Raw genomic sequence first — 13,652 nt, 5'->3', positions numbered from 1 at the left:
AACGACGGATCCACGCCGCAAGCACTACATGACATTCGGTCAACATTCACCCAAAATTTGATTGTCGACCGATGGCACCCATCACATTCGGTACACGACATCGGAACACGGATTTTTCACTGCCGACATACCGCGGCCCGTCATCAGACCCCGATAGACCCCGATGTGGCTAGAAGAATTCAATCATATCACCCGGATGTATCCCCGCATTGCTGAAGGTGCCGCCTGGCGCCTCCACCGCCTCCGTGTAAGCGGCCTCAGTTCGGTAGACCTCACAACTGTTCGGATTCTCTTCACCACACGGCGTCATCTCCTGGATCGTCACCACCCGCCCGTACCGGGAAAACACGATCGAGAGCGGGATCAGGGTCCGATACATGTAAAAACCGTCCGTCGACTCTCTGCCGAAGACGAACAACATGCCGGTTCCGGACGGCAGCGACGTGCGGTCCATGAGCCCACGCCTACGGGCGGCCGGCGTCTCGGCAACCTCGACGGTGAGGATCACCGTCCCCACCCGCATCCGACGGGTCGCCGGGCCCGCTCCGGCCCGCGCCAGGCCGTCGGCAGCGGGGTCACCGACGGTCACCGTTGGTTCGGTGGCCGGGCCCCCCGCCGACGGCGGCGACCGGACCGGAGCGGTCGACAGCCGCGGCGCGCACAGCCAGACAGCACCCCCGACAGCGATCGCCAGAGTCACCACCGAAAACACGTAACGTGATCGGAGCATTATCAACAGGGTACCCGACCACCTCACGACTGCTACTCAAAGCCAACAAATGCTGACCAGGAGCAGCATTGTGCTCTTTCTTCACACCGCCAGCGGCCCAGCCCCGGGTATCCCCGGTATCCCCGGACAGGTATCCTCGGTGGGAACAGCTGGGAGACAGCCAAGGACGGCCCGGACGGGACGTTGCCGGCGTCGAGCCGAGCCGAGCCGAGGGCCTATCCGGTGGGCCCGAGAGCGTCGAGAGCGGCCTCGACGACCTCACGCCGGACGTCCTCCGGAACGAGCGGCTGATCGACACCGATCTCCCCCGGGCCGCCGCGGGCGGCGTCGACGCCCGCGGCGGCCAGCGCCCGCCGCTCCAGCGCGGTGCCGAGGATGCCCGCCTGCACACAGCCGACCGCGCAGCGGGCCCTCAGGATACGTGACGGAGTGGGTTCTGGCCCGGCCAGGGCGATCACGATGGCATCCCGGTGCGAGGCGAGGTCCCCCTTGCCGACCTGTCGGTGGATCACCGACGGGTCGTCGACAAAGGCGGACAGCACCGCGCCCGGACCGGCCATCGCCTCGACCAGACCCTCGATGATCGACCGAGCCGACACCGGTGGATCAACGCGCGAGAGATCGCTCACATGGCCGAACGCCTCCACGAACGGCTGCACCGCTGCGTCCAGAATCATGTCCTTGGACGCGAAGTGGTAGTAGAGAGCGGCTTTCGTCATACCAAGGCACTGTGCAATGTCACGGATTGACGTCCCTGCGTAACCTCGCTCGTTGAACAGCTGGACGGCGACGGCAAGGATCCGGTCACGCGTATCCGCAGCGTGAGAACGCGGGGCACGACCGGGCATCGTCGCCATGCACCCCTCTCAGCAGGAGGTCCGGAGCGGAAACCTGTAGCCATCCTGACAATATCCTCTCCTACTGACCGATCGGTAGACTACCCCGATCGACCGATCGTCCAGAACGCCCGGGGATACCGGCGTTCTGGGCTGACCCTGACCCGTCCATCGGCCCAGACCCGGGGGGAAACCCGTGGCATCGCTCGCGCGTTGGTGCTTCCGTCACCGCTGGATCGTCCTGCTGCTGTGGTTCGCGGCCCTGCTCGGCTTCGGGACGGCCGCATATGCTGCCGGCACGGACTACAAGAACAACTTCTCACTTCCCGGAACCGAGTCCCAGCAGGCGATCGACCTGCTCGAACGGGAGTTCCCCGCCGCCGCCGGCGAGACCGCGAGCATCGTGCTGCACGCCCGCACGGGCACCCTCTACAACCCGCTGCTCGAAGCCGACGTGGTCCCCGTGCTTGAGCGGGTCGCACGCCTGCCACACGTGGTCGCCGTGATCAGCCCGTACGACCCGGCGGGCGCCGGCCAGTTCACCAGGGACGGCCGGACCGCCTTCGCCACGGTCGCGCTGGACGACCAAGCCGTCGACATCCCCCGCTCCGACCTCAAAGCGATCATCGATACCGCCCGCGCGGCCGACAGCGGGCCGCTGCAGGTCGAAGTAAGCGGGACCGCGGTCGCCATCGTCGAACAGCCGCAGCAGAACACCAGCGAGCTGCTCGGGGTGGTGGCCGCCGCGATCATCCTGTTCATCGCCTTCGGGACCCTGCTGGCGATGACGCTGCCCCTGGTCGCCGCGGTCATCGCGCTCGGCGTCGGGATGGCCGGCATCGGCCTGGTGTCCCACGTGATGTCCGTCGCCCAGTTCGGGCCGACGCTGGCGACCCTCATCGGCCTGGGCGTGGGTATCGACTACGCGTTGTTCATCGTCAACCGGCACCGTATCGGCCTGCGGGCGGGCAAGACCCCCGAGGAGGCGGCCGTCACCGCCATCAACACCTCCGGGCGGGCCGTCCTGTTCGCCGGGCTCACCGTCTGCATCGCGCTGCTGGGCATGTACGCGCTCGGGGTCACCTTCCTCTACGGTGTCGCGGTCTCCGCGGCCCTTGCCGTCTCGCTGACCATGGCCACCGCGGTCACGCTGCTCCCGGCGCTGCTGAGCTTCTACGGGATGAAGGTGCTCGGCCGGGCCGAACGGGTGAAGCTCGCCCACATGGGCCCCGAGCCCGAGCACCCGTCCGGTTTCTGGTGGCGGTCGGCCCGCCGGATCGAACGGCGACCGGTGCTCTACGCCGTGCTGTCGGCCGCCCTGATCATGATCACCGCACTGCCGTTCTTCTCGCTGCGGCTCGGCACGGCCGACGAGGGCAACGGATCGCAGTCCAAGACGTCCCGGCGCGCCTACGATCTTCTGGTCAGTGGGTTCGGGCCCGGGTTCAACGGGCCGTTCAGCCTCGTCACGAAGATCCACTCCCCCGCCGACTTCACGGCACTGGAGACGGTGGTCACCGAACTGCGTGCCGAGCCGGGGGTCGCCGTCGTCTCACCGGCACAGCCGAGCCCGAGCGGACAGGCCGCGATCGTGGCGCTGTACCCGAGCACAAGCCCACAGGACGCCAGGACCGCCGCGCTGCTCAAGCGACTACGTGGGACGACCATCCCACGGGTGACCACGGGCACCGCCCTGGACATCAAGATCGGCGGTGTGACCGCGACCTACCAGGACTTCTCCGACGTCCTGACCAGCAAGCTCCCGCTGTTCATGGGGGTGGTCGTGGCGCTGGCCTTCCTGCTGCTGATGGCGGTGTTCCGCAGTGTCGTCGTACCGCTGACGGCGTCGGTGATGAACCTGCTGGCGGTCGGCTCGGCGTTCGGGGTGATCGTCGCGATCTTCCAGTGGGGATGGCTCGCGGGCCTCATCGGGGTCAAGGGTGGCCCGATCGAACCCTTCCTGCCCGTGATGCTCTTCGCCATCCTCTTCGGGCTGTCCATGGACTACGAGGTGTTCCTGGTCAGCCGGATCCACGAGGAGTGGCTCGTGCGCCGGGACAACCGGATCGCGGTCTCCCTCGGGCAGGCCGAGACCGGCCGCGTGATCACCGCCGCTGGCGCGATCATGACGCTGGTCTTCGCGTCCTTCATCCTCGGGGCCGACCGGGTGATCAAACTGTTCGGCCTCGGGCTCGCGGTGGCCGTTCTCATCGACGCGTTCATCGTCCGGGCGCTGCTGGTACCCGCGCTCATGCACCTGTTCGGGAAGGCGAACTGGTGGCTGCCGTCCTGGCTGGACCGGATACTGCCGAGGGTCTCGGTGGAGTCGGCCGAGGAGATCGAGGAGATCCGTAACACCCCCGTGCCCGCCGAGGTCATCACGCCCGCGGACGAGGAGGACAGCCCCCGCGACCAGGCGAGCGCGTCCACGCACACCCCACCGACCCGCCGGGCCGACCACCACGCATAGCCCGCCGGTCCACCGGTCCACCGATTGCGCACAGCCCGCCGGCTCGGCGGGCTGGCGGACCGGGCACAGCTCGCCAGGTCGGCGCGGCAATCCGTGACAACCAATCCGTGACAACATAGAACTGAAAGCAATCAGACGCGGCAACTGGCACGGGGCCGGTCTGTACACCCACCATCCGCAGTTATTACGCTGCGGAGCCATGAAGAAACAGAAGGTTGCCAAAGGGCGAGAGTTCCCGCTCGTGACGGCGGCCGTGATCGCCGCCGGATCCAAGCCGCCCTCAGGGCCGCGGCTGTCGCCCGGGCCGGAGCCGCGTCGACGGTGACCACGCCTCCGGCCCGGGCCGCGGACGCGGACGCGGCGCAGCCTTCGCCGCTGGAGCGGGCCCGGCTGCGGCTGGGCAGAGCGCGGCTGCCGCTGCTCGGCATAGCCGTGTTCGTGCTGCTCCTGGCGCTGGCGGTGTCGTGGACAGCGGTACGCGGCCTACTCGCGCGATCGCATCTGCGGACCGTCCAGAACGAAATCACCGCGCTGGACCAGGCGCTGCGGGCCGGCGACAGACTGTCCGGCGCCGCGCTGCGCGCCCGGGTGAACACGATCGGCACGGAGACCGCGGCCGCCCGGAAGCTGACCGGTGACCCGCTGTGGGCGCTGACCGTCCATGTCCCGACGATCGGCTGCCCTGCCCGGTCCGTCCGCTCCATGGTGACCGCACTGGACCAGTTGCTCCAGGACTCGCGCCCCCTGCTGGACCCCACGGGATCCGTCCTCGACCTGGACGCCCTGCGCACCGGCACCACCATCGACACCGGCCGGATCGCGGCCGCCCGCCCGGCCGCCGCGTCCACGCACGCCGCGATCAGCCAGTTCCACCGGCGGCTCGCGGCGACGCCGAGTTGCGGGGCGATCGGAGCCCGCCTCGGGCTCGCCGACGCCCGCGAGGCCGGTCTGCGCCACGCCGAACGGCTCGAGCGCGCCGCCGCGACGCTGGAGCTGGTGACCCGGCTGGTGCCGCCGATGATGGGTGCTGACGGGCCGCGCCGCTACCTGCTGGTCGTCCAGAACCCGGCCGAGTCCCGGGCCACCGGGGGCATCATCGGGGCCTTCGGCCTGCTGACCGCCGTCGACGGCAGGCTTGGGCTCACCGGCATCTCCGGCAACGGCTACCTGCCCGGTGGGCCGACCCAGCGGGTGCCGGCCATGGCGCTCCCGCCCGAGCTCGAGGACATGTACGCGGACGCGCAGCCGACCCAGGTCTGGGCCAACGCCAACCTCACCCCGCACTACCCGACCGTCGGCAGCTTCTACACGGCGCTCTACCAGGCGGGCACGGGTGTGCGCGTCGACGGGACGATCAGCATCGATCCGACAACGCTGTCCTACCTGCTTGCCGCGACAAAGCCGGCGGTTCTGCCGGGTGGGCGGAGCATTTCGGCCGGCTCGCTCGTCGAACTCGTGGAGTCACGGGCGTACGCCGAGATCGGCGACGTCTGGCAGCGGGACGCCTTCTTCGCCTCCGTGGGGCGGGCTGTCTACGACGCGGTCGCGTCCGGCGCGGGAAACACCTCGGCACTGCTGTCCGCGCTGGGGCGGGCCGCCACCGAGGGGCGCCTGCTGGTATCCAGCAACCATCCGGCGGAACAGGAAATCCTTGAGACGACCGCGCTGGGCGGTGCGCTCCCCGACGGTGACGGCCCCTATCTCGCGGTGGTGACGCAGAATGCCGCGGCCAGCAAACTCGACTACTGGCTGCGGCGCAACACCGACTACCGCAGTGTCCGTCGTCCCGACGGCTCCGCGGACGTGACGATCACGATACGGCTCACGAACGCGGCCCCGGCCGGCCTGAGCGCCTACGTCCGCAACCGGAGCGACCAGCCTGTTCCTGGTCAGCCTGGCGCCGGCGGGCAGGGTGCGCCCCCGGCCGGCAATCCGGATGCGCAGAACCTGCTGTCGCTGGCGGTGTACACCGGCGTGGGCAGCGGGCTACAGGCGGCCACCCTGGACGGGCTGCCCGTTCACCTGCACCGCGACGCCGAGCGGGGCCATCCGGTGCTTTCGACGCCCCTCCCGCTCGACCGTGGGCAGACCCGCACGCTGGTGTTGCGGATCTGGGAACCGGTGGCCAGAGCGACCCTGCTCCTGCGGCCGCAACCGCTGGCCGTTCCTGAAACCGTCACCACATCAGGTATACGTTCTGTCTCCCCCTGGTCACGGAATCCTGAATGACACGCCCAGCAGCGTAGACACGGAAAGTAGCGATCTATAAGCTGACAGTGTTCATGTTCAGGCTGCTTATACCAGCAGGTCCGACAGTGGGAGTACATCCATGAGATTCCGTCGATTGGGAGCGGCCCTGCTCGCCGCCGGCTGTCTGCTGGCGCTCGGCGTGACATCGGCATCCCCAGCCGTCGCCCAGTCCTATCCACCCCCCTTCCGGTGCACCGGCTTCCTGGACAGAGGCACGGTGACACCAAGCCCGGTCGTGACCAACGCGTCCTTCACCTTCAGTGGATGTGGTTACACGCCCGGCTCGACCGTCCAGCTCTACAGCAACTTCCAGTACTACGGGAGCACGACTGCGGACGGTAGCGGTCTCTTCGAGGCCACGCTGACGGCCCCGCCCACGCGTGGTGTGTTCAGGCTCACCGCCGTCGGCCAGGCCCCCGGTGGACAGCTGCGGGTCACCGTTGCGATCGTCCGGGTCCGCGCCGGCTGACAACGGCTGCCCGGCCCGTGACCGGAACGTCGGCCCAGGCCGTGTCCGATGGAGGGTGGTTGCCCGGACGCCGTCCACGCGATTGAAGATCCATCGGACGCGGCCCAGGGTGGTGCGCCGATCTCGGGTCAAGTCCCCCACGCCCCCACGCCGTCCCCTCACGTAGTTCCCCCACGTCACCTGCCCCTGACAGCACCTGCCCCTGACGACATCTCGGCAGGAGGAGGATCTCCATGAACTTCCGGGTGGTTGCCGTCACCCTGCTGCTCGGCGGCGGCCTGGCCCTCAGCGCGACACTGGGATCGCCGGCCACCGCCCAGCAGTTGCAGGAACAGCTTCCCGACTGCGCCGGCCCGGTCAGCTTCGCTTCGGTTGATCCCGAACGGGTCCTGGCAGGCGGGTCGGTGCTCTTCAGCAGTTGCGGCTTCGCGCCGGGCAGCACAGTCACCATCGACGACAACGGCGCGCGCACCCGGACCGTGACCGCGGACAACGCGGGCGGCTTCGCGATCCGGCTGACCCTGCCCACCCAGGGGGATCACTATCTGACCGCCAGCGGAACGCCGAAGGATGCGGTTGACGCGGCGTCGTATGCCGGGCCGGCCGGCGGCGGCATCGGGGCACAGCCGGCCGACGCCGAGGAGCGCAAGGCCGTCGGCATGGTCTGGGTGGACTCTTCCGGTGCCGCGGCCAGCGCCGACGACGCGGACACAGCCGGGGAGGCCGGCGGGGACGCGGACGGCGCCCTTCCGGTTTCCGGTACCCAGGCCGGTGTGCTCGCGGCGGCCGTCGCGGCCCTGATCGGTGGCGGCGTGTTCTTCCGCTCGCTGCGCCACCGAGCCCGGGACCGGGACACGCCCTCACCGGCGGCCCAAGCCGTCGCCGGCGGGCCATCTCCAACGGATCCGCGGTCGCCCGGGTCACGCCCGGACGACCACCACCGTCCACCAGGCACGGCATAGGCGGTGCCTGACGCTCCAGGCCGTTCCTGACGGATGTTCGGTCGCGCGGGCCACGCCCGGGCGACCGAACATCGACCAGCAGCCGACCAATAAGTCGACCAGTATCCGTCAGGGACGGCCTAACCCTGTCGTCCGGAGCCGTCCGGGCTCAGTAACTCAAGGTCGTCCACGGTCACGAGAGCAGCGGCGATCACCCATTCGCCGAGCCGGACGATGTAGTCGGGCAACCGGCGCGACGCCGGTCCCGGCTCGTCCCGCAGCAACCCGGGTATCCCCTGCCCGGCAAGGTTGCTACGAACGGTGGCAAGCCGCGAGCGGACATAGTTGTCGTCGCGGTTGACCCGCCGGGCGATCTCCCGGTACGTGGCGAACGGCGCGTGGTTGTCGCCGGTGCGCAGCCGCGGTTCGCAGAGAGCCACCAGCAGCAGACGTTCGGTCTGGGTGAGGCGGACGGAGATCTGCATCGTGTCCTGATCGCGGTGCACCTGCTGCCGGCGATGGTGGACGACGTCGATCTGGTGGCGCTCGCCGTCCGTGCCAACGGCGACGATGTGGAATTCGGCCAGCCCCGCGGACAGCGCCGTGCCCGGCGACACGATGTGATGAGTGTCGCCGCTGGCGGTCAGCAGGAGCAGGGGATGCCGACCGGTGTTGCTGATGACGATCGCGCCTTCGCTCTCGGCCAGCGTCCCGGCCCGGCGGGAGACAAGCAGATCCTGTGGATCGGCCCCGAACGGGATGTCACAGCCGGCCCGACCGAAGGTCAGCCGCCGACCTGCTCCGAGATTCCATCTCCGTCCGCCCGCGACGATCCTCGCGACGACCGCCGGTGTTGCCGCGTCCGGTATCCCTCGTGGGACCATGCGTCTTCGCCGCCCCTTTCATGCCGACCCGATGAGCCTAGCTACGAAAAGACCCGCTGGCTGTCATGTCCGAATCACCGTCCGGACCGCCTTCTTCCAGCGGCTGGTCCGGACAGTTCACCGGGACGCCCCGCCCCGCTCGACGGCGATCCTGAGAACGCTCCCGGGGCCCGGGCCGCCCGGACCTCAAGGGGAGCACCCCTGCTCCGGTGCGGGGGCGCTCTGTTCGGGTGCCCGTGGGCCCGGCAGGATCTGTTCTGCGCCCACCGGCAGGCACCGCAAGGATGCCGGGGCGTACCTCGACTGGGGGGCCGAGGTGGGGGGGCAGTACCGGGGGAGAAGAGATAGCCCGAAACCGGCGGGCTGGCGGCGGAGGGGGTCGCCAGCCCGCCGGTCCCCGGCGTCCCGCTGCTTTCCGTGCTGCCGCCGGACGATCCAGGATCGATGTTTTTGTGGCCTGTGTCATAGTGCTACCAGTCCTTTGACCCCGATCCGGTCCCGGCCAGATCCTGGCCTGTCATCAGCCTCCCGTGCCTGTCTGTCACCAGGCCGACAAGCGTCCTGTCGTGGCGACAATCAATCACAGATCGTCCCCGCGACCAGGCATGTCACACGCGTGAACATATCCGCACACAGCATGCAACCTCAGATGACGGGGTACCACCAACCCAGCCGGGAGTCCCCGGCCTCCCATACGCCCGGGGGCTCCCGGCGGCACGGGCCACCTCACGTGGTGGCACCACCAGGCGGTCACGCAGATGCGAGCGCGCAGCGAGAACGCGGGCGCGCAGAAGGGAGTCGCATGACCACGGCACAAGAGATCATGCATCGAGACGCCGAGTGCATCGGTGAGAGCGAGACCCTCGTCGACGCCGCCCGCAGGATGCGGGATCTCGGTGTCGGTGCCCTGCCGATCTGCGGCGACGACAACAGGCTGCAGGGCATCATCACCGACCGCGACATTGTGATCAGATGTCTCGCCGAGGGAAGGGACCCGGCGACGACCCGGGCCAGGGAACTCGGCCAGGGCAGGCCGTTCTACATCGACGCGGACGCGAACGTCGACGAGGTCCTGCAACAGATGATGGAGCACCGGATCAAAAGGCTGCCTGTCATCGACAACAACCAGCTGGTAGGAATGATCAGCGAATCGGACCTCGCGAGGAATCTGCCCGAGGAGAAGCTGGGCCAGTTGGTGGAGGCCATCAAGTCAGGCCCCAGCGACCGCCCCGCCTGAGAAACCATCCGTGCCGTTCGGGCACACGGCACTCCGGTACACGGCACTCGGGTAGATGGTATTCGGGTAGGTGGAAGGCGCCACCACGACGACGCTTTCCACCTACCGCTTCGACCTGCAACCGCTGGTTGTAGGTGAGAACTGCTGCCGTGACAGCGTTTTCCACCGACAGGCACGGAACGCGTAGGTGGAAAACGCTGCCATGGCGGCTTGTTTCACCTACCGCTCTGGCTGGGTTATCCCGGCGGCGCGGATCGCCCGCAGGTTGTCCTCGTGGAACAGTGCGTAGGCGGAGATCTCGTCGGTCAGCACGTCGATGTCCAGATCCCCCGGTTCGGCATGCGCAAGCTGTTCCAGGTCGACGACGGCGCGGTAGACAAAGGTCGCGTTCCCCTCCAGCCGAGGGGTCAGGGCGCCGTCCGCGGCGGGCGTGAGAAAGGACCGCGCGCATCCGCCCGGGTTGCGGACCAGCAGCGGCTCGTCCGCCGGGGCGTGGCCGAGCCGCGAGTACACCGCACGGGACGCGACCACGCCGGAGCCGCAGGACGGCGTCAGCCCGGCGCCGCGCTCGAAGGTACGAACGAATATCTCCCCCGGTGCGGTGAGCGGCCGGACAAACGACACGTTGGCGCCCGCCGGGAGAACCACCGGCAGGCCTGCCGCCGCGCCGCCCACCGCGACCAGCTCGTTCTCGTCGTAGTCGTCGACGACCGCGACCAGGTGCGAATTGGGAACGGCGACCCCGGTGAAACGCAGCGCCGGGTGCAGCGTCGGAATGACCGTGTCGACGTGCTCGGCGCCCGTGGTCACGACAGGGACGTCAGCCGCGCGGAACGTCACCGGGGGAAGCTCGACGGCCACGCTCCACACCCCGGCGGCCACCTGCGGGATCCGCTCGACCCGGAACCGCCCGCCACCTGTCGAGACGTCCAGCGCGTCGGCTTCCCGGCGTTCGAGGACAAGCCGGCCGACGCACCGCAGGCCGTTGCCGCACAGTTTGGCCGACGACCCGTCCGGATTGAAGAAGAACGCCTCCGGTACCGCCCGTGAATCATCGACGAAATATAGGCCGTCACCGCCCAGCGGGCCCTGCCGGTCACAGACGAGCCGGACGAAATCCGCCACCTCGGCCGGTGTCGAGAAAATCCGCTCGGGCCGGCCGTCCACAATGAATATGTCGTTGCTGGAACCGTGTGCCTTCAACAGCTCGAATTTCATGCGAACCCTCCCGGCCGGCGTCCACGGACACTATATGTCCCCGGGCCGGACCGGACGCGGCCGCCGGTCGCGGAATCATCATCGCCGGGCGGCCAGAGCATTCCACCCGGGCGGCCGGCCGGAGCCGGAGCGCCGGGCGCCCGAAGTGCGGCCGGGGCCGCCTCTCGAGGCCTCCGGAAAGACAGGGCCGCGGCCGCTCGATCTTTCCTGGGCGCCCGGCAAGGCCACCGCCGGCAGCTGGGAAGGCGGGGCAGCGCCCACACCAGACGCCGCTTCCCGTGCACGTTCTACTGTCAGCGGGTGACATCGATGCGGACAACCGGGGAAATACTGGCCGCGGCCCTTGCGGCGGAACTGCCGGACGGCGCCGTGGTGACAGAACCGGATCTGCTCGTCTCCTACCGTCATGACCAGGCCAGCGGGACGGAGGCCGGACAGCCGGCCGTCGCCGTCTTCCCCCGCGGCACCGAGCAGGTCCAGGCGGTGATGCGCGTCGCGCACGGCCGGGGCGTGCCGGTGGTCCCCCGCGGCGCGGGCTCGGGGCTGTCCGGCGGGGCCAACGCGATCGACGGGTGTGTGCTGCTGTGCCTGGAGCGGATGGACGCCATCCGCGACATCCGCCCCGCCGACGGGTACGCGGTCGTCGAACCCGGGGTGATCAACCAGCGGCTACGCGAGGCCGCCGCCGCCCACGGCCTGTGGTACGCGCCGGATCCAGCGTCCCGGGACTGGTGCACCATCGGTGGCAACATCGCGACGAACGCCGGTGGCCTGTGCTGTGTGAAGTACGGCAGCACCCGGGACTCCGTGCTCGGCCTCGAGGTGGTGCTGGCCGACGGGCGGGTCACCCGGGTCGGGCGCCGGGCCCTCAAGGGGGTGGCCGGCTACGACCTGGTCAGCCTGTTCGTCGGCAGCGAGGGCACCCTTGGCGTGATCACCGAGGCCCGGCTGCGGCTGCGTCCGCTGCCCGCCGCGCCGACCACCACGGTCGCGGTGTTCCCGGACCTGGCCAGCGCCGGCCGGGCGGCCGAAAAGATCATGAATGTCGCCACGCCGTCCCTGCTGGAGCTGATGGACGCGACGACGCTCGCCGCGGTCGAACGATTCCAGCCCATGGGCCTGGACGCCTCCGCCGCCGCACTGCTCCTCGCCCAGAGCGACCTGCCGGGGCAGGCCGGCACGGCCGAGGCCGAGGCCGTCGTCAGCGTCTGCGAAGCCGCCGGCGCTACCGAGAGTTACCGTTCGGAGGACGCGGCGCAGGCCGACATGCTGCTGGCCGCCCGCCGGCTCGCCTTCCCCGCACTGGAACGCCTCGGCGCGTGACTGCTCGACGACATCGCCGTACCGCGCTCACGCATCGTCGAGACGATCAGTGGCGTCGAACGCATCGCCACGACCAGGGACGTCGTGATCGGCACCTTCGGCCATGCCGGGGACGGCAACCTGCATCCGATGATCGTGTATCCGCGTGACGATCCGGACGCTGACCGGCGCGCGCTCGCCGCGTTCGACGACCTGCTCGGCCTCGCGCTGCGGGTCGGTGGGACGGTCAGCGGCGAACACGGTGTCGGTGTGCTCAAGCGCCGCGGCCTGGCCGACGAACTGGACCCGGTGGCGCGGTCGCTGCACACCTCGATCAAACAGGCGTTCGACCCGACCGGCATCCTCAACCCCGGCAAGGCCCTGCCGCTGCGCCCGTGAGGCCCGCGATTTCCCGGGCTTCCCGACTTCCCCGCGCCTAGCGCTGGACAACCGGCGCGCCCGAGCACGAACACCTCAGGCGCGCCGGCCGGCTCATCCCCGCCCACCCGTACGGAGCATGATCCAGAAGAGTTTGTCGTTCGGTACGCTTTTCGGCCCCGTCGGCGTACACGACGACAAACTCGCGGCTATCTTTTCTGGCTAGGCTGCCGCGCGGGCGGCCACTGCCTTCTCCGCGGCATCGCGGGACTGCTCGGCGAGTGGGATGAGGTCGGCCAGGGCCGGGTTGACCGCGGCCAGCGTCAGCTCGACGTGGATGAAGTTGATGTCGGTCGCGCCGAGCGCGGTGAGCACGTGACGCAGGTAGGGCTCCTGGTGGTCGTTGCCCTCCTGGGGAGTGCCCGGGCCGTACGCCCCGCCACGGGCGGTGATGACCGTGACCGGCTTGCCGTCCAGCACGCTGGGCCCGCCCGACAGGCTGACGGTCCGGTCGACGACGATGACGGCGTCGATCCACGCCTTGAGCGTCGACGTGATCGACCAGTTGTACATCGGGACGGACAGCAGCAGAGCGTCCGCCGCCTCAAGCTCGGCGATGAGTTCCTCACGCTCGGCCCAGGCCGCGGCCTGCTCCGGCGACCGCGCGTCCGCCGGGGTCACCGAGGCGCTGACACCGTCCCAGCCGAGGTGCGAGGGCGGGTTGGCTGCGAGGTCACGGTAGGTCACAGTGCCGCCGGGGTGGTTCTCGCTCCAGGCGGTGGCGAAGCGGCCGGCAAAAGCCCGGGACTCCGAGGTCGGGCTGACGCTTGAGTCGATGTGCAGGAGTGTGGACATGTGATCCCCTTGATCGGGCCGACAGTCGAGCCAACAGATGCGCGATAAAACGGTGTGCAGTCACGATCGTCTGCGACCACAC

General features: G+C 69.4%; 10 protein-coding genes and 1 pseudogene. 6 read left to right on the top strand and 5 right to left on the bottom strand.

Going from position 1 to position 13,652, the window contains the following annotated elements; translation table 11 throughout:
- Positions 1-169 precede the first annotated feature (169 nt).
- Together FSYMDG_RS25830 and FSYMDG_RS05680 are read right to left on the bottom strand one after the other, a co-directional pair.
- Positions 170-589 carry a DUF192 domain-containing protein gene (locus FSYMDG_RS25830; RefSeq protein ID WP_165440838.1) on the bottom strand — a complete coding sequence of 140 codons (420 nt, stop codon included), beginning with the start codon at positions 587-589 and terminating at the stop codon, positions 170-172.
- A 356-nt stretch (positions 590-945) separates the two neighbouring features.
- A complete protein-coding gene (locus tag FSYMDG_RS05680) occupies positions 946-1,578 on the bottom strand; it encodes a TetR/AcrR family transcriptional regulator (protein WP_083828443.1) in 633 nt (210 codons plus the stop codon).
- 184 nt (positions 1,579-1,762) lie between these two features.
- Between FSYMDG_RS05680 and FSYMDG_RS05675 the strand changes: the two genes are divergently transcribed.
- From FSYMDG_RS05675 to FSYMDG_RS05660, 4 genes are all read left to right on the top strand, one after another.
- A complete protein-coding gene (locus tag FSYMDG_RS05675) occupies positions 1,763-4,036 on the top strand; it encodes an MMPL family transporter (RefSeq protein WP_013872636.1) in 2,274 nt (757 codons plus the stop codon).
- Between the two features lie 321 nt (positions 4,037-4,357).
- The gene (locus FSYMDG_RS05670; RefSeq protein WP_013872635.1) at positions 4,358-6,265 is read left to right on the top strand and encodes a DUF4012 domain-containing protein; all 1,908 of its coding nucleotides are present in this window, start codon (positions 4,358-4,360) and stop codon (positions 6,263-6,265) included.
- Between the two features lie 100 nt (positions 6,266-6,365).
- Complete coding sequence (locus FSYMDG_RS05665) at positions 6,366-6,755, top strand: hypothetical protein (RefSeq protein WP_013872634.1); 390 nt, start codon at positions 6,366-6,368, stop codon at positions 6,753-6,755.
- A 233-nt stretch (positions 6,756-6,988) separates the two neighbouring features.
- On the top strand, positions 6,989-7,717 hold the full coding sequence (locus FSYMDG_RS05660) for a hypothetical protein (protein WP_013872633.1): 729 nt from the start codon (positions 6,989-6,991) through the stop codon (positions 7,715-7,717).
- 119 nt (positions 7,718-7,836) lie between these two features.
- On the opposite strand, the gene FSYMDG_RS05655 is transcribed toward FSYMDG_RS05660, so the two are convergent.
- Positions 7,837-8,580 carry a hypothetical protein gene (locus FSYMDG_RS05655; protein WP_013872632.1) on the bottom strand — a complete coding sequence of 248 codons (744 nt, stop codon included), beginning with the start codon at positions 8,578-8,580 and terminating at the stop codon, positions 7,837-7,839.
- Between the two features lie 802 nt (positions 8,581-9,382).
- On the opposite strand from FSYMDG_RS05655, the gene FSYMDG_RS05650 reads away from it, so the two are divergent.
- Positions 9,383-9,817, top strand: a complete 435-nt coding sequence (locus FSYMDG_RS05650; protein ID WP_013872631.1) for a CBS domain-containing protein — start codon at positions 9,383-9,385, stop codon at positions 9,815-9,817.
- A 219-nt stretch (positions 9,818-10,036) separates the two neighbouring features.
- On the opposite strand, the gene dapF is transcribed toward FSYMDG_RS05650, so the two are convergent.
- Positions 10,037-11,035, bottom strand: coding sequence for a diaminopimelate epimerase (gene dapF, locus FSYMDG_RS05645; protein ID WP_013872630.1), 999 nt, complete (start codon positions 11,033-11,035; stop codon positions 10,037-10,039).
- Positions 11,036-11,344: 309 nt separating this feature from the next.
- Here dapF and FSYMDG_RS05640 point away from each other — a divergent pair.
- Positions 11,345-12,736 (top strand): annotated as a pseudogene (locus FSYMDG_RS05640) (FAD-binding oxidoreductase).
- A gap of 201 nt (positions 12,737-12,937) precedes the next feature.
- Here the strand turns inward: FSYMDG_RS05640 and FSYMDG_RS05635 are convergent.
- On the bottom strand, positions 12,938-13,570 hold the full coding sequence (locus FSYMDG_RS05635) for an FMN-dependent NADH-azoreductase (RefSeq protein ID WP_013872629.1): 633 nt from the start codon (positions 13,568-13,570) through the stop codon (positions 12,938-12,940).
- Between the last annotated feature and the right edge of the window lie 82 nt (positions 13,571-13,652).

The organism is Candidatus Protofrankia datiscae (assembly GCF_000177615.2).
In the GTDB taxonomy this organism is placed as follows: Bacteria; Actinomycetota; Actinomycetes; order Frankiales; family Frankiaceae; genus Protofrankia; species Protofrankia coriariae.
This window is presented reverse-complemented; position numbering and strand designations above follow the sequence as displayed.